Annotated in this window: 13 protein-coding genes and 1 pseudogene; 7 read left to right on the top strand and 7 right to left on the bottom strand. The window is 72.2% G+C overall.

Going from position 1 to position 21,821, the window contains the following annotated elements:
- On the bottom strand, positions 1-2,373 hold the full coding sequence (locus tag ACLZOT_RS12970) for a SpoIIE family protein phosphatase (RefSeq protein ID WP_416968980.1): 2,373 nt from the start codon (positions 2,371-2,373) through the stop codon (positions 1-3).
- Between the two features lie 231 nt (positions 2,374-2,604).
- On the opposite strand from ACLZOT_RS12970, the gene ACLZOT_RS12965 reads away from it, so the two are divergent.
- The 6 genes and pseudogenes from ACLZOT_RS12965 (at position 2,605) to ACLZOT_RS12940 (ending at position 11,397) form a co-directional block, all read left to right on the top strand.
- Entirely contained in the window at positions 2,605-5,685 is a 3,081-nt protein-coding gene (locus ACLZOT_RS12965; protein ID WP_416968979.1) for a glycoside hydrolase family 2 TIM barrel-domain containing protein, read from the top strand.
- Positions 5,686-5,823: 138 nt separating this feature from the next.
- Complete coding sequence (locus ACLZOT_RS12960) at positions 5,824-8,067, top strand: glycoside hydrolase family 9 protein (RefSeq protein ID WP_416968978.1); 2,244 nt, start codon at positions 5,824-5,826, stop codon at positions 8,065-8,067.
- A 91-nt stretch (positions 8,068-8,158) separates the two neighbouring features.
- Entirely contained in the window at positions 8,159-8,410 is a 252-nt protein-coding gene (locus ACLZOT_RS12955; protein ID WP_416968977.1) for a hypothetical protein, read from the top strand.
- Positions 8,407-8,784, top strand: coding sequence for a toxin Doc (locus tag ACLZOT_RS12950; RefSeq protein ID WP_416968976.1), 378 nt, complete (start codon positions 8,407-8,409; stop codon positions 8,782-8,784). Before ACLZOT_RS12955 ends, ACLZOT_RS12950 begins: the two co-directional genes overlap by 4 nt.
- 405 nt (positions 8,785-9,189) lie before the next feature.
- Positions 9,190-10,125, top strand: a pseudogene (locus tag ACLZOT_RS12945) (hydrolase); the annotation flags it as partial.
- 444 nt (positions 10,126-10,569) lie between these two features.
- Positions 10,570-11,397 (top strand): RICIN domain-containing protein, encoded by an 828-nt coding sequence (locus ACLZOT_RS12940; RefSeq protein WP_416969070.1) that lies wholly within the window; start codon positions 10,570-10,572, stop codon positions 11,395-11,397.
- A gap of 20 nt (positions 11,398-11,417) precedes the next feature.
- Here the strand turns inward: ACLZOT_RS12940 and ACLZOT_RS12935 are convergent, their stop codons facing one another.
- Genes ACLZOT_RS12935 through ACLZOT_RS12925 form a run of 3 tightly spaced genes read right to left on the bottom strand, consistent with a single transcriptional unit; the run spans position 11,418 to position 14,835 of the window.
- The gene (locus ACLZOT_RS12935; protein ID WP_416968975.1) at positions 11,418-12,587 is read right to left on the bottom strand and encodes a lactate 2-monooxygenase; all 1,170 of its coding nucleotides are present in this window, start codon (positions 12,585-12,587) and stop codon (positions 11,418-11,420) included.
- An 8-nt stretch (positions 12,588-12,595) separates the two neighbouring features.
- Positions 12,596-13,273, bottom strand: coding sequence for an alpha/beta fold hydrolase (locus ACLZOT_RS12930; protein ID WP_416968974.1), 678 nt, complete (start codon positions 13,271-13,273; stop codon positions 12,596-12,598).
- Positions 13,270-14,835 carry a purine-cytosine permease family protein gene (locus ACLZOT_RS12925; protein ID WP_416968973.1) on the bottom strand — a complete coding sequence of 522 codons (1,566 nt, stop codon included), beginning with the start codon at positions 14,833-14,835 and terminating at the stop codon, positions 13,270-13,272. Before ACLZOT_RS12925 ends, ACLZOT_RS12930 begins: the two co-directional genes overlap by 4 nt.
- A 406-nt stretch (positions 14,836-15,241) precedes the next feature.
- On the opposite strand from ACLZOT_RS12925, the gene ACLZOT_RS12920 reads away from it, so the two are divergent.
- The gene (locus tag ACLZOT_RS12920) at positions 15,242-15,676 is read left to right on the top strand and encodes a subtilase-type protease inhibitor (RefSeq protein ID WP_416968972.1); all 435 of its coding nucleotides are present in this window, start codon (positions 15,242-15,244) and stop codon (positions 15,674-15,676) included.
- A gap of 299 nt (positions 15,677-15,975) precedes the next feature.
- Here the strand turns inward: ACLZOT_RS12920 and ACLZOT_RS12915 are convergent, their stop codons facing one another.
- From ACLZOT_RS12915 to ACLZOT_RS12905, 3 genes are read right to left on the bottom strand one after another with little or no spacing between them, the layout of a single operon-like run.
- Positions 15,976-18,780 (bottom strand): NHLP bacteriocin export ABC transporter permease/ATPase subunit, encoded by a 2,805-nt coding sequence (locus ACLZOT_RS12915; RefSeq protein WP_416968971.1) that lies wholly within the window; start codon positions 18,778-18,780, stop codon positions 15,976-15,978.
- The gene (locus ACLZOT_RS12910; protein WP_416968970.1) at positions 18,777-20,936 is read right to left on the bottom strand and encodes an NHLP family bacteriocin export ABC transporter peptidase/permease/ATPase subunit; all 2,160 of its coding nucleotides are present in this window, start codon (positions 20,934-20,936) and stop codon (positions 18,777-18,779) included. The genes ACLZOT_RS12915 and ACLZOT_RS12910 overlap by 4 nt, the downstream gene beginning before the upstream one ends.
- The gene (locus tag ACLZOT_RS12905; RefSeq protein WP_416968969.1) at positions 20,933-21,739 is read right to left on the bottom strand and encodes an HlyD family efflux transporter periplasmic adaptor subunit; all 807 of its coding nucleotides are present in this window, start codon (positions 21,737-21,739) and stop codon (positions 20,933-20,935) included. Before ACLZOT_RS12905 ends, ACLZOT_RS12910 begins: the two co-directional genes overlap by 4 nt.
- Positions 21,740-21,821 lie beyond the last annotated feature (82 nt).

Genomic DNA, 21,821 nt, shown 5'->3' with positions numbered 1-21,821 from the left:
TTACTCTTCCCCGAGCAGCCCCAGCTCCGCCCAGATCGTCTTCCCCTCCGACGTGTGCCGCGTCCCCCACCGGTCCGTGAGCTGCGCCACCAGCAGCAGCCCCCGCCCGCCCTCGTCCCACGTCTTGGCCCGCCGCAGATGAGGCGCGGTGTGACTGGTGTCCGACACCTCGCAGATCAGCGTCGCCGCGTCATGGATGAGCCGCAGCCGGATCGGGTGCGACCCGTACCGGATCGCGTTGGTGACCAGCTCGCTGACCACGAGTTCCGCCGTGAAGGACACCATGTCGATGCCCCAGGCGACGAGCCGCTCGGAGACCTGTCTGCGGACGCTCGCGACGAGGGCCGGGTCGGGCGGGACGTCCCAGGTCGCGATGCGGCCGGCGGGCAGCGCGCGCGTACGCGCGAGGAGCAGCGCCACGTCGTCGGCGGAGCCGCCCGGCGGGAGCAGCGCGTGCAGGACGCGGTCGCAGGTCTCGTCGAGGGAGTCGGCGTACCCGTCGAGCGCCTCGCACAGCGCCCGGAACCCGGAATCGACGTCCCGCGTGCGGGACTCGATCAGCCCGTCCGTGTACAGCGCGAGGACGCTGCCCTCGGCGAGCTGCACCTCGGCCGACTCGAACGGCAGCCCGCCGAGCCCGAGCGGCGGCCCCGCCGGCAGGTCCACCCGGCGCGGACGCCCGCCGGGCGGCACCACGACGGGCGGCGGATGCCCGGCGCGGGCCATCGTGCACCGCCGCGTCACCGGGTCGTACACCGCGTACAGACAGGTCGCCCCCACCTCCCCGGGGCTCCCCTCGCTGCCGGCCTCCTCGGAGAGCCGTACGACGAGGTCGTCCAGGTGGGTGAGCAGCTCGTCCGGCGTGAGGTCGATGTCGGCGAGGGTGCGGACGGCGGTACGGAGGCGCCCCATCGTCGCGGACGCCTGGATGCCGTGGCCGACGACGTCCCCGACGACCATCGCGACCCGCGTCCCCGACAGGGGGATCACGTCGAACCAGTCGCCGCCCACGCCCGCGCGCGCGGCGGGCAGGTAGCGGGAGGCGGCGTCGACGGCGGCCGTACGGGGCAGGGAGCGCGGCAGGAGGCTGCGCTGGAGGGCGATGGCGGTGTCGCGCTCGCGGGAGTAGCGGCGGGCGTTGTCGACGCAGACGGCGGCCCGCGCGGTGACCTCCTCGGCGAGCAGCACGTCGTCCGGGGTGAACGGGTCGGGGCGGCGGAAGCGGGTCAGCACCGCCACCCCGAGGGTCGCCCCCCGCGCGCGCAGGGGCACCGACATGATCGAGTGGATGCCGACCTCCCGTACGCGCGCGCCGCGCGCCGCGTCCCAGGCCAGCCACTGGTCCAGCTCCCCGCCGGGCACCGTCGCGACGATCGTGCGCCCCGCCGTCAGCGAGTCCGCCTGCGGCGAGCCCGGCGGGTACGACTGCACCTCGCCCGGCTTGGCCACCGCCTCCGGGCTGCCCGGGTTCACGGACTGGTGCGCGGCCCGCCGCAGCGGCATCGGCGACACCAGCGCGCCCGGGACCTCCGGGCCGTCCGGCGGGTCCAGCAGGTCGACGCTCACGAAGTCGGCCAGCGCGGGCACGCAGACGTCCGCCAGCTCCTGAGCCGTACGAGTGACGTCGAGGGTGGAACCGATACGGACGCTCGCTTCGTTGACCAGTTGCAGCCGTTCCCGGGCGAGGTAGTTCTCGGTGAAGTCGTGGGCCGACAGGGCGACGCCGAGGACCCGCCCCTCCTCGTCGGTGACCGGCGCGAGCCTGGCCAGCCAGGCGTGCGCGTGCTCCTCGCCGCCGGTGCGCGTGTAGGTCTGGATGTCCTTGGCGAGGCCGGTGGCGAGCACGTCGGCCATGTGCTCCTCCAGCTCGTCGCTCTGCGGGCGCCCGCCGATCTCGGCCAGCCTCAGGCCCCGGATCCGCTCCTCCGGCAGCCCGATCGCCGCCTCCATCGCCTCGTTCACCAGCCGCAGCCGCAGCCGCTCGTCGTACACGGCCAGGGCACACGGCGACTGGGCCAGCGAGGGCAGTGCGAGCGGGTCGTCGGGCGCGCGCGGCCCGCTGCCGGTCAGCGGCGTCACGACCAGCCAGTACCCGGGGCGCCCGTCGCGCGGGCCGCGGTGGTGGGCGAGCAGCCAGACCCGGACGACGTAGCCGTCGCGGTGACGCAGCGCGACCGTGCCGTCCCAGCGGGGCGCCGAGGGGACCGGGAGCGCGCCGTCCGCCAGCAGGGCCGCGGCCGGGCCGCCCACGACCTCGCCGGCCTCCCAGCCGAGCAGGGCGTGAGCACCGCTGTTCCACTCGACGAGGGCACCGTCGTCCCCGACGACCACCCGTGCCGTCTCGGCATCGTCGAACGGATAGACCGGGCTCATCCTCGCCACTCCATCACGGACACTCACAGTGAACAGACCAGCCACTTCCGCCCCAGCCTAGACCGTCGGGCCGGTGCGTGAAGGGGGAGCGGGAAGGAGAGCGGACGGGGGAATGGCGCGCACGCGACCCGTGCCCTTGACGGGTGTGCGCGGACCGGCGTCACATTCTGTTGTTTGACGATCAGTTGTGAGTAGTTCTGATTCCCGATGTCTGTCCCAGGGAGAGCCGCAGTGACCTTCACCCGCAGATCGGTCCTGATCGCCTCCGCCGCCACCCCCGCGGCCGGAGCCCTCCTGTCCACCTCCACGGCCCATGCCGCGCACGCCCCCGCCCCGGGCCGCCACACCCTCCCCCTGCGCGACGGCTGGCGCTTCGCGCTGGTCAACCCGGGCGGCATCACCGACCCGACCGGCGCCTACGACCACGCCGCCGACCCCGCGTACGACGACACGGCCTGGCGCGAGGTCGCCGTCCCCCACGACTGGTCCATCGAACTGGCCCCCACCACCGAGCACGGCACCACCAGCGGCACCGGCTTCTTCCCCGGCGGCCTCGGCTGGTACCGCCTCTCCTTCACCGTGCCGGCCGCCTACGCCGGAAAACGCGTCTCCGTCGAGTTCGACGGCGTCTACATGGACTCCACGGTCTTCGTGAACGGCACGGAACTCGGCACCCACCCCTACGGCTACACGGGCTTCGCCTACGACCTCACCGGCCGTCTGCACACCGACGGCACCACCGAGAACGTCCTCGCCGTCCGGGTCCGCAACCGCCTCCCCAGCAGCCGCTGGTACTCCGGCAGCGGCATCTACCGCGAGGCCCGCCTGATCGTCACCGACCCGGTCCACGTCCCCCGCTGGGGCACCCACGTCACCACCCCCGAGATCACCGCCGACCGCGCGACCGTCGACATCCGCACGACCGTCGCCAACGCCTCCGGCACCCCGCGGGACGTCGAGGTCACCTCCCGGATCGTCGCCCCGAACGGCCGCACGGTCGCCCGCACGACCTCCACGCTGACCGTCACCGACACCGCGACCGAGGCCCACACCGCCGTCGTCCCCGACCCGAAGCGCTGGGACTTCACCGACCCGCACCGCTACCGCCTGGAGACCGAACTCCGCGTCGAGGGCAGGCTCGTCGACACCTACGGCACGGTCTTCGGTTTCCGCACCTTCCGCGTGGACCCCGACGACGGCTTCGAACTCAACGGCCATCACGCCAAGTTGAAGGGCGTCGACCTCCACCACGACCTCGGCGCGCTCGGCGCGGCCGTCAGCGCGGACGCGATCCGGCGGCAGATGACCATCATGAAGTCGATGGGCGTGAACGCCTTCCGCACCTCCCACAACCCGCCCTCCCCGGAGATGATCGGCATCTGCGAGGAACTGGGGATCGTGATGCTGGTGGAGGCGTTCGACTGCTGGAAGTCCCCCAAGACCCGCTACGACTACGGCCGTTTCTTCGACGCCTGGTCCGACCGCGACATCGCCGAGATGGTCCTCGCCGCCCGCAACTCCCCGGCCGTCGTGATGTGGTCGATCGGCAACGAGATCACCGAGTTCACCTCCACGGCGGGCCTCACGATCGCCGACCGTCTGATCGCGGGCATCAAGGCGTACGACACGACGCGCCCGGTCGTCATCGGCTCCCACCGCCACCGCAGCGTCCCCGCCCCCGGCACCCCGGCCGACCTGATCCTCGCCAAACTCGACGGCCTCGGCCTCAACTACAACACCGCGAAGTCGGTCGACGCCCTCCACGCCCGCTACCCGCACCTGTTCCTCTTCGAGTCGGAGTCCTCGTCGGAGACCTCGACTCGCGGGGCCTATCAGGAGCCTGAGCACCTCAACACGGGCGAGAACCACACCCCAGGCAGGCGTGCGACCTCCTCCTACGACAACAACCTCGCCTCCTGGACGATGAGCGGCGAGTACGGCCACAAGAAGGACCGCGACCGGAAGTGGTTCGCCGGGCAGTTCCTGTGGTCCGGCATCGACTACATCGGCGAACCCACCCCGTACGACGTGTTCCCGGTGAAGGCGTCGTTCTTCGGCGCGGTCGACACCGCCGGGTTCCCGAAGGACATGTACCACCTCTTCCGCAGCCAGTGGGTGAGCGAGCCCATGGTCCACCTGCTGCCGATGAGCTGGAACCACACGGCGGGGGAGACCGTCGAGGTGTGGGCCTACGCGAACGTCCCCGAGGTCGAACTCTTCCTGAACGGCAAGTCGTTGGGGGTGCGGACCTTCGACGCGAAGAAGACCGTGGACGGCCGCGACTACCTGGAGACGACCGAGGCGACCGGCGACGACAAGACGTTCACCGACGGCCCCTACCCCGGGAGTTACACCAGCCCCAACGGCAGCGCGGGCAAACTCCACCTCACCTGGAAAGTCCCCTTCCAGGAGGGCGAGTTGAAGGCGGTCGCCCGGCGCGGCGGCAGGACCGTCGCCACCGATGTCCTGCGCACGGCCGGCGCCCCGCACGCCGTACGTCTCACCGCCGACCGCAAGTCCCTTCCCGCCGACGGCCGTTCACACGTCTTCGTGACCGCCGAGGTCGTCGACGCGCGCGGCACCGTCGTCCCCGGCGCCGAGCACCTGCTGACGTTCAGCGTCGACGGCGGCTCCCTCGCCGGGCTCGACAACGGGCGCCAGGAGAGCGCCGAGAAGTACCAGGCGAGCACCCGGACCGCCTTCCACGGCAAGGCGCTCGCCATCGTCCGGGCGGGCGGCGAACCCGGGGCGCTGAAGGTGACGGCGACGGGGGAGGGGCTGCGCGAGGGGACGGTCGCCGTACGGACCACCTGGGCGCGCTCGGCCTCCGCGACCCCGGCGCCCGCGTTCGCGCCGGAACACCCGCAGGCCCCCAACCACCCCTACGCCGACGCCAGTTACTCCGGCCGCCCGGACACGCTCCCGGCCGCCGTGCTCGACGGCGACCCGGCGACCGGCTGGTCCAACGGGTTCCTCAAGGCGGCCACCGCTCTGCTGCCGGTGTTCGGCGGGGCACGCGCGTCCGACTGGGTCGCGGTGGACTACGGCAGGGTGCGGGACTTCGGCCGGGTCGAGGTGTCGTTCACCGTGGACGCCGGGCACAGCCTGCCCAGGAGCGTCGGGGTCGAGGTGTGGGACGGGCGAACGTACGTACCGGCCACGGGAGTCGCCGTCGAGTGGGCCGCGGCCTCCGACGCGCCGTCCGTGATCACCTTCGGCGCGCTGCGGGGATCCCGCGTGAAGCTGACGTTCACCAGCGCGCGGCCGGGTGAGTCCCAAGGGGCCGTCAGGGTCAGCAAGTTGGAAGCGTAACCAGTCGACGGCGGTCCGGGCGGAAGGTGTTTCGTCCGGACCGTTGACGGAAGGTCATGGTGGCCACCAGCATGGGCGGCCCGTCCGCAACATGGGAGCGCTCCCATATCGTGGGGCGCCTCTCCGAGGAGCCATGACGTGAAACGACGACGCAGAACGAGCCTGCTGACGCTGGCCGCGCTGCTCGGCGGCGCCCTCATCGCGCTGCCCGCCGCGCCCGCCGGAGCCGACGAGGTCGAGCAGGTCAAGAACGGCGGTTTCGACTCCGGCACCGCCCCCTGGTGGACCAGCAACGTCACCCCGGTCGCCGCCGACGGCCGGCTCTGTGCCGACGTCCCCGGCGGCACCGCCAACCGCTGGGACTCCGGGATAGGCCAGAACGACATCACCCTCGTCAAGGGCGAGACGTACCGCTTCTCCTTCAAGGCGTCCGGCGCCCCCGAGGGGCATGTGGTGCGCGCGATCGTGGGGCTCGCCGTCTCCCCGTACGACACCTGGCAGGAGGCGAGCCCGGTCCTCGCCGAGACCGACGGGTCGTACTCGTACACCTTCACCGCGCCCGTCGACTCCACGCAGGCGCAGGTCGCCTTCCAGGTCGGCGGCAGCGCGGACGCCTGGCGGTTCTGCGTGGACGACGTCTCGCTGCTCGGCGGGGTGCCGCCCGAGGTGTACGAGCCGGACACCGGGCCGCGCGTGCGCGTCAACCAGGTCGCCTACCTGCCCGCCGGGCCGAAGAACGCGACCCTCGTGACCGACGCGACGACCCGCCTGCCGTGGCAGCTCAAGAACGCGGCCGGCAAGACCGTCGCGCACGGCTGGACCGTCCCGCGCGGCACGGACGTGTCCTCCGCGCAGAACGTCCACAGCCTCGACTTCGGCGCCTACCGCAAGCCCGGCACCGGCTACACGCTCACCGCCGACGGCGAGACCAGCCGCCCCTTCGACATCGGCACGGCCGCCTACGAGAAGCTCAGCCGCGACGCCGTGAAGTACTACTACACGCAGCGCAGCGGCACCCCGATCCGCGACGACCTGCGCCCCGGCTACGGCAGGGCGGCCGGACACGTCGGCGTCGCCCCCAACCAGGGCGACACGTCCGTACCCTGCCAGCCCGGCGTCTGCGACTACGCGCTGGACGTCAGCGGCGGCTGGTACGACGCCGGCGACCACGGCAAGTACGTCGTCAACGGCGGCATCTCGACGTGGGAGGTGCTCAGCACCTACGAGCGCTCCCTGCACGCCCGCACCGGCACCCCGGCCCGCCTCGGCGACGGACAGCTCGCCCTGCCCGAGAGCGGCAACAAGGTCCCCGACGTCCTCGACGAGGCCCGCTGGGAGCTGGAGTTCCTGCTGAAGATGCAGGTCCCGGACGGGCAGCCCCTCGCCGGGATGGCCCACCACAAGATCCACGACCAGAACTGGACCGGCCTGCCCCTGCTGCCGAGCGACGACCCGCAGAAGCGCGAACTGCACCCGCCGTCCACCGCCGCCACCCTCAACCTCGCGGCGGCAGCCGCCCAGGCGGCCCGCCTCTACAAGCCCTACGACAAGGCGTTCGCCGCGAAGGCCCTGACCGCCGCCCGCAAGGCGTGGACGGCCGCACAGGCCCACCCGGCGATCTACGCCGACCCCGACGACGGCATCGGCGGCGGCGCCTACAACGACAACAACGTCACCGACGAGTTCTACTGGGCGTCGGCCGAGCTGTATCTCACCACCGGCGAGAAGCAGTTCGCGGACTACGTGGTGGCGTCCCCGCTCCACACCGCGAACGTCTTCGGCCCCGTCAGCTTCGACTGGGGCGGCACGGCGGCGGCAGGACGCCTCGACCTCGCCCTCGTCCCCAACAAGCTCCCTGGCCGCGACAAGGTCCGCGCCTCCGTCGTGAAGGGCGCCGACGGCTACCTCGCCACACTCGCCGGACAGGCGTACGGCATGCCGTACGCGCCCAACAACAACATGTACGACTGGGGCTCCGCGCACCAGGTGATCAACAACGCGGTCGTCGTCGCGAGCGCCTACGACATCACCGGCGCCGCCAAGTACCGTGACGGGGCCGTGCAGAGCCTGGACTACGTCCTCGGGCGCAACGCGCTCAACATGTCGTACGTCACCGGCTACGGCGAGGTCAACGCGCACCGGCAGCACAGCCGTTGGTACGCCAACCAGCTCGACCCGAAGCTGCCGTCGCCGCCCGCCGGGACCCTGTCCGGCGGCCCCAACTCGTCGATCCAGGACCCGTACGCGCAGAGCAAACTCCAGGGCTGCGTCGGGCAGTTCTGCTTCATCGACGACATCCAGTCGTGGTCGACGAACGAGACGGCCGTCAACTGGAACGCGGCCCTGACCCGGCTCGCGTCCTTCGTCGCCGACCAGGGATAGAGGGGAACGTCTGTACGCCTGCGGTACCGCTCGGTCGCCCGGGTGACCTGGGGATATTTACGGGTAAGTACCCGAGCGGTACCGTGAGGGCATGCCAGCCCTCAATGTGGAGTTCAGCGAACGCGAGCTGGAGGACCTGCGGCAGATCGCCAAGGAGCGCGGGACGTCGATGAAGGCGCTCGTCCGCGAGGCCGCCGCAGCTGACATCGCCCGGCACCGGGCCCTGCAGGAAGGCGCGGCGGCGTTCCGGACGTTCTTCGCCGCCCACGCCGACGAGTTCGCGGCGGCCTTCCCCGACGACGAGAGCCCCGCCGGGGCGAGGGGCAGGTCGGTCCGCCGGTGACCACCGTCATCCATATCGACGTGCCGTGGCTGCTCCAGCGCCACGAGGAGGTCCTTCCGGACCAGCCGACCGTCGACGACTTCTCCGCGCTCGTCGCGGCCGTCGCCCGGCACCGCGTCGACCCGCCCCGCCTCGGCGTCGACTCGGACCCGGCGTGGCGCGCGGCGGCCCTGCTGCACACGCTCGCGGTGCTGAAGCCGCTGCCGTCGGCCAACGCGCGGTTCGCCTGCGCGACGGCCGTGTCGTACATGTTCGTCAGCGGCGCCGGGATCGACCCGCCGTACGGAGCGTTAGTGGATCTTGCCCGGGACTTGATGTCCGGGAAGGCGGATGTGTACGGGGCGGCGGACCGGCTGCGGTCGTGGCAGATATGACCTGAGCCGGTACTGAAGGGGCTTTGGGCCGCCGGCCGGAGCGGGAAGGGGCCGGACCGGCGGCCGTGCACGCGGGGGAGAGCCGCCGTCCTCCGCGAGGACCCCGAGGAGGGCCGGTTCCAGTGGAGCGCGGGGAGCCGGGTGGCGGGAGTGTGTGGGGCGGGTCGGGTGTGGGCGTGTGATTCACACGGGGTGTGGTTCGCGCGGGGTGTGGTTCAGGCGGGGTGTGGTTCCGATTTCAACAATGTGTTGAAATCCCGTACCCCTGGGCAGAGTTGAGGTTTCCCGCGAACTGGTGGACGCCGTTCCGCATGCCTTGTTGTGCACGAGTAAGTTGTGCAATGGTGAACTAAAGTGCGCCGAGGTTCGGCCGGTCGCACCGTTCCGCACCGAAGGATCCGCCCAGTGCCCTCCGCCTATCCGCCGCGTCCCCCGTACCCGCCGCCCGGCGGGGATCCCGGAGAGTCCGACGACGCGCTCGCGGCAGGGGTGCGCGGCGGCACGGACGGCGAGGTCGCCGAGGCCACCGCGCTGCTGATCGCCCGGCACTGGAGACCCGTCCACGACTACGCGGTGATCTGCCTCGCCGGGTCCGGACAGGTCGCGTCCATGGCCACCGGGACCGCCTTCCACCAGGTCTTCGACCGGCTCAAGCTAGGCGAGTCCGGGACCGATCTGCGGCCCCGGCTGCTGCTCGCCGTCCGCGAGACCGTCCGGCTGTGGGCGTCCACCGAACGCGTCACCGCCGTCCTGCCCGAGCTGCGCAAGCCCGCAGGCGCGCGCGGGATGCGAGCCGCGAAGGGGATGACGCCGGACAACCGGATCCTCGCGGAGTACGCCTACCACGCGCTGCCGGCCACCGAACGGGCCCTGCTGTGGCACGTCGAGGTCGAGGGCGAGCCCCTCAGCGTCCCCGCCGCGCTGCTCGGCGTCGACACCTCCACGGCCGCCGCCACGCTGGAGGGCGCCCGCGACAAGCTCCGCGAAGGGCTGGTCCGCGCGCACCGGGAACTCGCGCCGAGCAAGGAGTGCCGCTTCTACAACCGGCTCCTGGACGTGCCGTTGCGGCGCGGGGGCGACCTTCTTCCCGATGTCCGCCGGCACCTCGACGCCTGCCGCTACTGCCGGGCCGCCGCCGAGCAGCTCGGGCAGGGCGAGGGGTGGGTGGGGCTCATGCTCGCGGAGGCGGTGCTCGGGTGGGGCGCCCGGCGGTATCACGACTCCCGGCCGGACCGGGGGCGCGAGGAGCCGGTGCGGTTGAAGGGGGCCGCGAAGAGGGGCGCGGGGCGGAGGCTCCTCGACCGGATACCGTCGCCCGCACGCCGGGAGGAGTCCGGCCGGGGGCGGACGTTCGGCGCACGCGGGGGTGCCGCGCAGGGGGCCGCTGAGCCGGTCCCGGGGGAGATCCCGCCGGGGGGCGCGCAGGGCGTGGGGGCGTTCGGCGGAGGCGTACGGCGGGGGCGGGGTGCGGGTGGCTTCCGGGGGGAGGGGGCGCCGGTCGCGGATGAACGGGCGTTTCCCGGCCCCGACGGAGTGGCACCGACGGGCGGTGAGCGGGCCTTTGCCGGTCCCTACGGCGCGGCGCCGGTCGGCGGTGAGCAGGTCTATGCCGGTCCCGACGGTGTGGCGCCGGTCGGGGGTGAGCGGGCGTTTCCCGGTGCTGACGGTGTGGAGCCGGTCGGCGGTGAGCAGGTCTATGCCGGTCCCGGCGGGGAGTCGGGGGCCTACGTGCCGGAGAATTTCTTCGCGTACGACGCCAGCACGTCCTCCTTCCCCGCCCCTGGCATGTCCGCCTTCCCCGACCCCGACGCCGGTTTCCCGGCCGAGCCGGCCGGGGACACGGATGACGATGGCCGGCCCCGGTCCCGGCGAGCCGCCGGGCGCGCGCGGGTGCGGGGCGTCCGGAGTGCGCAAGGTGCCCGCAGGGCGGTGCGGCGGGTCGGGAAGCGGTCGCCCCGCGCGCTCATCGCCGGGGTGGGGATCGCCTCCGCCGGGGTGCTGACGACGTTCCTCGCCGCCGGGATGTGGTCGGACGAGGGCGCGGATCCGGCCGCCTCCACCAGCGCGAGCGGCGGGGGAGCCCTGCCGGGGGCCGACACCCTGTCGCCCGCCCCCTCGCCGGGCGCCCAGGGCAGCGCCGGGATGCCGGGCGGCACCCAGCAGACGCGGCTGCGCAACGCGGACGCCGACCTGTGCGTCGAACTGCCCCTCGGCGCCCGTGCCGGTACGGCGCTCGCACTGGAGGTGTGCTCCTCCAACTGGGCCCAGCAGTGGGCGTACGAGGACGACGGCCTCCTGCGCAGCGTCGCCGAGCCCAACCTGTGCGTGGACTCGCGCGCGGACGCCGGGGTCGTCATCGCCAACACCTGCGCCGACGCGGACAACCCGCGCGCCGAGGACGTCCGCTACGACCTCACCGTCCAGGGCCAGTTGCTGCCCCGCTGGGACGAACGCCTGCCGCTGACCGCCGGGGGCGACGAGCCCGGCGCGAACATCGTCGTCAAGGTCCGCGACAGCTCCGCGTCCCAGCGCTGGCTGACGGACGCGCCCCGGGCGACACCGAGTTCGTTCTCGGTCGGGGGCTCGGAGAGCCCCTCGCCCAGACCGGCCTGAGGCGACGGACCGGGGGCGGCTCACACCGGGTCCTCCGCCAGCGCGTCCGCCCCGATCGTCGCCACCCTCGCGTGCCCCGACAGCGCCATCGTCAGGTCGAACTCCGCCAGCAGGCACCGGATGACGTGCTCGACGCCGGGCTGCCCGTCGAGCCCGAGGCCGTACGCGTACGGCCGCCCCAGCAGCACGGCCCGCGCCCCGAGGGCCAGGGCCTTGAACACGTCCGCCCCCGTCCGCACCCCGCTGTCGAACAGGACCGTCAGCCGGTCCCCGACGGCCTCGGCGACCCGGGGCAGCGCGTCGGCCGCCGCGACCGCCCCGGCGACCTGCCGGCCCCCGTGGTTGGAGACGATCACCCCGTCCATCCCGGCATCGGCGGCGAGCCGGGCGTCGTCAGGGTGGAGGATGCCCTTGAGGACGATCGGCCCGTCCCAGTGCTCCCGCAGGAACGCGAGGTCCGGCCAGGTCTTGCCGGGGTCGGAGAACAGGCTCACGAACCGCAGCACGGCCGCGTCGAGATCCTCCTGCGGCGACTTCGCGAGGCCGGCGAGGAACGCCGGGTCGGTGAAGTAGTTGGCCGTGCCCACCCCGCGCAGGAACGGCAGATACGCCTGGTCCAGATCGCGCGGACGCCACGCGAGCAGCGGCGTGTCCAGCGTGACGACGAGCACCGAGAACCCGGCCGCCCGCGCCCGCCCCAGGAAACTCCGGGTCACCTCGCGGTCCTTGGACCAGTACAGCTGGAACCAGCGCTCGGCGTCCCCCATCGCCTCGGCGACCTCCTCCAGGGGCGTGCTCGACGCCGACGACAGCACGTACGGCACGCCCTGCGCGGCGGCCGCCCGCGCCGCCGCCGGTTCCGCGCCGGGGTGCAGGATCGACAGCACCCCGACCGGAGCCAGCGCCAGCGGCGCGCGCAGCGTACGCCCCAGCACCTCGACGGACAGGTCCCGCACGGAGCAGTCCCGCAGCATGCGCGGCACGATCCGGCGCCGCTCCAGGGCCGCCCGGTTCGCCCGCGCGGTGCTGCCGTCCCCGGCGCTGCCCGCGACGTACCCGACCGGGCCGGGGCCGAGGCGCCGCTCGGCCATCTCCTCCAGCGCCGTGAGATCGGTGGGCAGGCGGGGGACCGCACCCGTCAGGCCGTTGAGGTAGATCTCGTACTGGAAGTCCGCCGGGTGCTGGGCCATGTCGCTCCTTACTCCGCGATCTCCCGCAGGACGCGGGCGAGTTCACGAGACTGAGAGAACATCGGCCAGTGCCCGCTGTCCATACGGACCAGGTCCCAGGACGGATTCTTGAGCAGGTCCGTGACCGCCGGGAGGGGTTCCTCGCCGTCCTGGAGGCACTTGATGTACGTCGCCGGGAGGTTCGGGAGCGCGCCCGTGAGGGTGGCCGGTTCGGTGAGGGTGGCGCCCGGGTGCGGGGTCGCGCCCGCGACGATCCGGGCCGCCTGCTCGGGCGTCAGGCCCAGCTCCACGAACTGCTCGACGGGCGGGGGCGGCCAGGACCCGCCGTGCGCCGCGAGGGCCTCCCGCACCCAGTCGCTGTCCCAGCCGTCCAGGTCCCCCTGCCCGTCCACCGGCACGTTCGCGTCGACGAACACCACCCGCCGCAGCCGGTCCCCGATCCGCTCGGCGGCCTGCCCCACCGGCACCCCCGAGTAGCTGTGCCCCACCAGCACGACGTCCCGCAGGCCGAGCCGCTCCACCTCCTCGACGATGTCCCGCACATGCGTCTGCTGCCCCGCAGGAAGATCCCGCTTCTCCGCCAGCCCCGACAGCGTGAGCGGATGGGCCGACGGCAGGTCGGCCGCCACCTCGTCCCACGCCCACGCTCCGAGCCAAGCCCCCGCCACCAACACGAATCCGGTCATGTCCGCAAGGTAGCCGACGGGTCTGACAATCCGTCCTGACCAGGCACGACACCGTTCCCGGTGATCGCCGGGACCGGCACGTCCACCGTCCTCACCCACCGTCCGCCCTCGGGCCCGTACACCGCCCGGGGCTCGGGGAAGAGCCGCAGCAGCGACAGGAACAGCACCGCCGCCACGACCAGCGACAGCGGCAGGCTGATGTCCACCCCGTTCGCCAGGCCGCCGAGCGGGCCGACGAACTGGCCCGGGATGTTCGTGAACAGCACACCGACCAGCGCCGCCACCCACCAGGCGGTCATGCCGCGCCAGTTCCAGCCGTGCGCGAACCAGTAACGCCCGCCGCGCTGACGCCGGTTGAAGACCTGGAGGGCGTCCGCGTCGTACCAGCCGCGCCGCGTCCAGAAGCCCAGCATCATCACGACCATCCACGGCGTCGTGCACGTCACGATCATCGTCGCGAACGTCGAGATCGACTGCACGACGTCCAGCGCGAACCGGCCCACGAAAATGAACGCGATCGCCAGCCCGCCGACCAGCACAGTGGCCCGCACCCGGCTCAGGCGCGGGAACACCGACGAGAAGTCCAGGCCGGTGCCGTACAGGGCCGTCGTCCCCGTCGCCATGCCGCCGATCAGCGCGAGCAGGCACACCGGCAGGAAGAACCAGCCCGGCGAGATCGCCAGCAGCCCGCCGACGAAGTCCGGGGCCGCCGGGTCGACGTACGCGGGCGCCCGCGCGGCGATGATGCTCGCCGTCCCGAGGCCGAACACGAACGGCAGGAGCGTCGCGAGCTGCGACAGGAACGCCGCGCCCACCACCCGGCGGCGCGGGGTGTCCGCCGGGATGTACCGCGACCAGTCCCCGAGGAACGCCCCGAACGACACCGGGTTCGACAGCACGATCAGCGCCGCGCCGATGAAGGCGGGCCAGAACGCCGCGTCGGACGTCGAGGTGAACGCGCCCGCGTACGAGGGGTCGAAGTCCCCGGCGAACGCGAACACGCCGACCAGGAACAGGACGGTCGCCGTCGGCACGGCGACCTTGTTGACGAACAGCATGAAACGGAAGCCGTACACGCACACCGTGAGGACCAGACCGGCGAACAGCGCGTACGCGACGGCGTACGAGGCGTTCCCGCGCGGGAGGTCCAGCAGGCGGTGCGCGCCGCCCACCAGGGCGTCGCCGCTGCTCCACACGGAGATCGAGAAGAACGCGACGGCCGTCAGCAGTGAGAGGAACGAGCCGACGATCCTGCCGTGCACGCCCAGGTGAGCGGAGGAGGAGACCGCGTTGTTCGTGCCGTTGGCCGGGCCGAACACGGCCATCGGGCACAGGATCAGGGCGCCGACGACGACCCCCAGGAGCGTCGCCGCGAGGCCCTGCCAGAAGGAGAGGCCGAAGAGGATCGGGAACGCGCCCAGCACGCACGTGGAGAACGTGTTGGCGCCGCCGAACGCCAGCCGGAACAGGTCCAGCGGGCGCGCGGTGCGGTCGGCGTCGGGGATGCGCTCCACGCCGTACGGCTCGACCTCGGTGAGGGACGGCGGTTGCTGGGACGTCATGGGGACTCCAACAGGGCGGCGGCGGAGGCTGGTTCTGGGGGGTGCGGTGACCGTACGGCTCGCGCGCGGGCGCCTACCAGAGGTTGATTCGTCTACAACTGGCGAGGTGAAGTGGATGGTTCGACCATTACTCGGGTCGGAGTATGTGAAGGGAATGTTTCAGGTCGATTGCCGAACCTACGAGAACCGGCCATCCGGGCCGGGAAGCGGATCATGAAGCGCTTGCCCTCGGCGTTCTCGCGTTCGAATCACGTAGCTTCACGCCACTGATTGAATACGCAAGGTTACTGAAATCTGTGGGGTCGATGTGAACTCCGGCCCCGGAACCGGCAGAGTGGCGTCCGCCGCCCGGCACCCGACCGGTGACCGGCGGCACCGACTCCGTCCGAGCGGAAGGAAGCACACAATGCGGAACACCGCGCGCTGGGCAGTGATCGGCGGTCTCCTGACCGCCACCGTGAGCGGACCCCTCACCGGGTCCGCCCTCGCCGCCCCGTCCGCAGGCCAGGCATCCCTGTACGCGCCGTCGGCACTCGTGCTGACCGTCGGGCACGGGGAACGCGCGGCCGCCGCGACGCCGGCCCGCGCCGTCACCCTGACCTGCGCCCCCAGGGCCTCCGGAACCCACCCGGCCGCCACCCTCGCCTGCGCCGAACTCCGCGCCGTCGGCGGCGACCTCGACGCGCTCACGATGCGCGCGAGCGGGCCCTGCACCAAGCAGTACGACCCCGTCGTCGTCACCGTCGACGGCGTCTGGCAGGGCAAACGCCTCGCCTACGAGCGGACGTTCGCCAACGAGTGCGTCAAGAACGCGGGCGAGATCAGCGTGTTCGCCTTCTAGGGCGAACCGCTTCCGAGACCGGAGTCGCGGGGTCCCTGTGGACGCCACGAGAGGCTCGTGACTGGGGAGTGCGAGTCCTGGACACGGGAGAACCCGTGACTCCTGGAACCCCGGGGACCGGAAAGGCGGGGTGGGGCCGCCGCCGGTTCCCGGGGTTCACCCATCAAGGCCGACCTGCGGGCTCGGAGTTGACGCCCGCAGCCCTATCAGGCCATCGTGCCGCGCGGGGTGTATGGGCGGCCCGCCTCCATTCACGCAGACTGCCCCGGCCGCCGGCCCACCCTCGACGCCCCAGCCCCCTACGCCAACTGCCGCCGCACCAACTCGTGCAACCGCCCCCCGACATCCGCCAGCAACTCCGCCGGCGCCCCCTGCTGCGCGATCTTCCCGTTCTCCATCACCACGACCCGGTCCGCGTCCATCACGGTCGACAGGCGGTGCGCGATCACCACGCGCGTGGCGTTCAGCTTGCGTGTCGACTCGATCACCACCCGCTGGGTCTCGTTGTCCAGCGCGCTGGTCGCCTCGTCGAAGAAGAGGATGCGGGGGCGGCGGATCAACGCCTGGGCGATCATCAGCCGTTGGCGCTGTCCCCCCGAGATGGCGCCGGCCCCGGAGACGATGGTGTGCAGCCCCATCGGCATCCGCTTGATGTCCTCGGCGAGCCCGGCGAGTTCGGCGGCGGCCATGGCCTCCTCCGGGGTGTACGACTCGGTGCCGCAGATGACGTCGAGGATGGAGCCGCTGAAGGGCTGGGCGTGCTGGAGGACCACTCCGCACTGCCGCCGGACGGCGGACTGGTCCAGCGCGGAGAGATCCTGTCCGTCGTAGAGGACACTCCCGGACACGGGACGGTCGAAGCCGATCAGCAGGCGCAGCAGCGTGGACTTGCCGCATCCACTGGGCCCCACGACCGCGACGAACTCGCCGGGACGCACCTCGAAGGACACGTCGTCGAGGACGAGCGGCCCGTCGTCGGAGTACCGGAAGGACACCCGGCGTGCTTCGAGCGCCCCGGTCAGCGGGCCGGGCCGGGTCGCCGCGCCCCGTACCTCGGGCGTCGCCTCAAGGACGGGCCGGATCTCCTCGAACAGCGGCAGCGCGGCGACGGCGGACACGAACGCCCCGGTCAGCGAGGTCACCGACGTCAGCAGCATCGTCACCGACGTGTTGAAGGTCAGGAAGGCGGACGCGGACATGCTCCCGCGCGCGGGCCCCGCGAGCAGCATGAACATCAGCAGCGTGCACACCGGCAGATACACCGCGCCCAGCACGGCGTTGAGGTTCTTGATCCGCCCCAGCCGGTGCTGGAGCTCACGGCTGCGGGCGAACTCGGACGCCCAGGCGGCGTACGCGTAGTTCTCGGCGGCGGCGACCCGCAGCTTCGGCAGCCCCCGGAGGGTCTGGAACGCCTGGTTGTTCAGCTTGTTGGACAGGACGACGAGCCGCCGCTGCCACCGCACCTGCCAGAGCCCGAGCGCGAGGAAGACGGCGGCGATGACGACGAGCATCCCGACCGCGGCCAGCGCCATCGGCACGCTGTACCAGAGCAGCATCCCGAGGCTCATCGCACCGACGGTCAGCGACTGCGCGACGGACGGCCCGAGACCCGCCATCAGCCGGCGGATCGCGCTGATCCCCATGGCCGCGCTGGCGAGTTCACCGGTGGAGCGGGCCGAGAAGAACTTCGTCGGCAGCCGCAACAGCCGGTCCCACACGGCGGGTTGGAGCGTCGACTCGATCCGCCCCTCCAGCCGCAGGATCGTCAGGTTCTGCAACAGGATGAACGCGGCGGCCACGACACTGCTGAGCATCACCGCCAGACACACCTGGACGATCAGCCCCTCCTGCGCACGCGGCACGAACTCGCCGAGGACCTTGCCGGTCGCGACCGGCACCAGCGCCCCGACCGCCACCGTCACCAGCCCGCTCAGCAGGAGCAGCGACAGATCGCCCCGGGTCCCGCGCATGCTGAACCGCAGCAGCCCCAGCGGACCCATCGGCCGGTCGGGCAGCGGCCGGTAGAACATCACCGCACGCGGCTCGAACTCGCTCGCGTTCGCCTTCTCGACCGGCGTCTCCCGCCCGGTCCCGGGATGCACGGCGACATACCCGCCCCGCCGCCACAGCAACGCGACCGGCGCCCCGGACAGCGCCCGGTGCCCGACGAGAGGACCCACGTCGTCCCGCCACCAGCGCCCGTCGAGCCGTACGGCCCGCACGCGCACGCGGGAGGCGAGCGCGACCTGTTCGACAGGGTCGAGCCGGTCGTTGACGGCACCCATCCGCGCGGGCTCGGCCAGCGCGATCCCGGCGGCCTGTGCGACCAGCTTGCACGCGGCGAACGTGGCATCCGCGTCGGCGGACGTCGTACGGCGGGCCGAGGGCTTCCCGATGGAGGCGATGAGCGTCCGGTCGGCCTGGACGCGGACCGCCTCACCGGCCTTGATGCCGGCGGCGGCTCGGGTCTCGTGGGTGCGTTCGAGCTGCTCGATCCAGCGGTCGAGGGTGGTGAGGAGCCGGTACTGCTGGTCGACCATGCTCTGCCAGACGGCCGGGTCCATCAGGAGGTCGGCGGCGGCTTCCTGGCCGTAGAGGGTGCCGTACTGGATACTGCCGGGCGGCACTTGCATCCAGAAGACGTCCTCGTCCATGACCTCGGCGGCGCCCATGGGGGCCTGGAAGAGGATGGAGAGGCTGCGGCCGACGCCCAGGGAGAGGGCGTACTCCAGGGGGCTCGTCGTCAGCGGCGCGTACTGCGGGTTGCCGTATTCGTCGTACGACCACACTTCCTGCTGTACCGGCTGATACAGCTCCCGCAACCCGATCCGGTGGACGACACAGTCCCGCACCGGCCGCGCCACCAGCGTGTGCTGCGCACCCGCCACCGGACCCAGCAGCAGCGAACCCGTCTCCAGGCGGCCGAGGTGATGCCAGTGCCCCTCCTGGCCCGCGTCCACCGCGAACAGGTCGAGCGCGCCCGACGCGACGAGCCACAGCACCTGCGGCCCCTCCAGGTCGAGCCGCGCGGAGCCCGCGCAGTCGAAGCGGGTGCCCGACTGCCCGAGCGCCCCGAGGACCAGGTCGCCGTCCTGCACCGTCACCGCTCCCTCACCAGCGCCGCGTACGCGCCACCGCGCGCCACCAGTTCCTCGTGCCGTCCGCGCTCCACGATCGTGCCGTGCTGGAGGACGACGATCTCGTCGCTGTCGCGGACCGTGCTGAGCCGGTGCGCGATGACCACGCAGGCGCAGCCGCGCCGCCGCAGGTTGTCCATGACGACCAGCTCGGTCTCCGCGTCGAGCGCGCTGGTCACCTCGTCGAGGACCAGGACGCTCGGCCTGCGCACCAACGCCCGTGCGATCTCCAGGCGTTGACGCTGGCCGCCGGAGAAGTTCCGGCCGTCCTGCTCGACCTTGCTCTGGAGGCCGCCCGGCCTGCGCATCACCACGTCGTACAGGGCCGCGTCCCGCAGCGCCTCGGTCACCGCCTCGTCCGTGATCGACGGGTCCCACAGCGCCACGTTGTCGCGCACCGACCCCTCGAAGAGGAACACCTCCTGGTCGACGAAGGACACCGACGCGGCGAGCGCGCCGCGCGGGATGTCGTCGAGGCGCTGCCCGTCGATGCGGATCACGCCCTCCCAGGCGGTGTAGAGGCCCGAGATCAGGCGGGACACCGTCGACTTGCCGCTCCCGGAGCCGCCGACCAGCGCGACCTGCTGACCCGGGCCGACGGTGAGGTCGAAACCGGACAGCAACGGCTTGTCGAGGGGGCTGTAGCCGAAGGTGATGTTCTGGAGCTCGACATGGCCGCGCAGCCGGCGCGTCGAATCGGCGCCGCCGGGGCGGTCGTACAGCGGGTCGGCGCGGAAGTTCTCCACGTCCTTCAGGCGAGCGACGTCGGCCGCGAAGTCCTGGATGCGGCCCGCGACGCCGTTCAGGCGGGTCAGCGGGGCCGTGAAACGGGCCACCAGCGCCTGGAACGCGACCAGCAGGCCCACCGAGATGTGCCCCTCGATCGCGCGCATCCCGCCGATCCACAGGATGAGCGCGCTGTTGAGGGTCGCGAGCGTCGGCGCGACCACGCCCAGCCAGGCGCTCGGTACGCCGAGTCGCTGCTGCTCCTCCAGGGTCGTCGCATGCTGTCCGGCCCACTTGCGGAAGTAGCCGTCCTCGCCGCCGGTCGCCTTCATCGTCTCGATCAACTGGAGCCCGGTGTATGCCGTGTTGGTCAACCGGGCGTTGTCCGCGCGGAGTTTGGCGGTACGGGTCGCGCGCAGCCGGATCACGACCCGCATCGCGACGATGTTCAGGAGGGCGACGCCGATGCCGACGAAGGTGAGTTGGGGGTCGTAGGTATAGAGGAGCACGGCGTACAGGACGACCACCACCGCGTCCACGCCCGCCGAGGCGAGGTCGCGGGCCAGGGTCTCGGCGACCGCGTCGTTCGACTGGAGGCGCTGCACCAGGTCGGCCGGGCTGCGCTGGGAGAAGAACGTCACCGGCAGCCGCAGGAGGTGGCGCAGGAAGCGGGCGCTGGAGAGGGTCGAGGAGATGATGCGGCCGTGGTGGAGGTTGGCCTGCTGGAGCCAGGTCAGGGCGATCGTCAGCAGGACGCAGGCGGCCATGGACGTGAACAGGACGCCCAGCAAAGAGGTTTGGCCGCCGATGAGGAACATGTCGATGTACTGGCGGCTCAGCGCCGGCACCGCCGCGCCGACCAGGACCAGGAGGAGGCTCGCCAGCACGGCCGCCGGGAGCGTGCCCGCCGTACCGCGCAGCCGGGCCGGCATCGCGCCCAGCACGCCCGCCTTGCGGCCGCCGCGCTCGAACTCCTCGCCGGGCTCCAGGACCAGGACGACACCGGTGAAGCTGCCGTCGAAGTCCTCCATCGGCACGAACCGCCGCCCCTTGGCGGGGTCGTTGATGAAGACGCCGCGCCGACCGAAGCGGCGGCCCATGCCGTCGTACACGACGTAGTGGTTGAACTCCCAGAACAGGATCGCCGGAGTCGCCACCCCCTCCAGGGCCGCCAGATCCATCTGCATGCCCTTGGCGGTGAAGCCGTAACTGCGGGCCGCCTTCAGGAGGTTGCTCGCGCGCGAGCCGTCCCGCGAGACGCCGCACGCGATGCGCAGCTCCTCCAGCGGGACATGCCGGCCGTGATGCGCGAGGACCATCGACAAGGAGGCGGCCCCGCACTCGACGGCCTCCATCTGCAACACGGTCGGCGTACGGACCGTCTTCACCGCGCTCATGGCAACAGCCAGTCGACGGGCCGCTGTTCGGCCAGCTTGATCGAACCGCTGGCCAACGTCATGGAGTCGAGCCCGTACGGCGGCCCCTGTGCCGACGACCAGCGGTAACCGCTCTTCGTCGCCGAGGACCTGTCGAGCTGGACCAGCACCGCGACCGGGCGCCCCTTGCTCGTGAACTGCTCGCCGAGCTGCTGGTCACCGAGGAACGCGGCGATCTGCTGCGCCGACTGGGCCGTACGGTCGACGGACTTCACGTGGCCGCGCAGCACGCCGTACCGCTGGGTGGGGACCGTCTGGACGGTGAGGTCGACGGCGGCGTTCTCGGGGATCGTCGCCGCGTTCTGGGCGGGGACGTACACGGTCGCGTACAGCGGGTCGTCGGCCTTCGCGACCTTCTCGATCGCGGCGACGTTCGCGCCGGTCGAGATGATCTGGCCGATGGTCGCGGCGAGCGCGGTGACGCGTCCGGCGGCGACCGTGCGGACCACCGCGTCGCCCTGGGCCGTACGCACCTGGAGCAACGGGGCGTTCGCGCCGAGCCGTTGGCCCTCCCGCGCGAGGACGGCGGTGACCTGTCCGGCCGCCGGGCTCTGGAGGATGTAGCTGCCCTCGCCGTGGGTGAGGACGGCGGGCGCGCTCACCGTGGAGGCGACCGAACCGGTGACCGCCCACACGGACCCGGCGGCCAGCGCGACGACCGTCACCGCCAGCACCAGCCAGCCCTGCGGGCGCGCGAAACGCACCGGCAGGTCGAGATCCTCCGGCGACTGGAGCTTGCTCAGGGCCTGTTGGCGGAACTGCATACGACCTTCACTGGACAGGCGGCGATCAACGGTCGGAAAGCAGCGAAGAGCCCCGGAGCCGGGTCACGGCTCCGGAGCTCAG

Origin of the sequence: Streptomyces sp. 4F14 (assembly GCF_048159485.1) — a bacterium.
Lineage (GTDB): Bacteria > Actinomycetota > Actinomycetes > Streptomycetales > Streptomycetaceae > Streptomyces.
The sequence above is the reverse complement of the archived record's forward strand: the minus strand, read 5'-3'. Positions and strand labels throughout refer to the sequence as shown.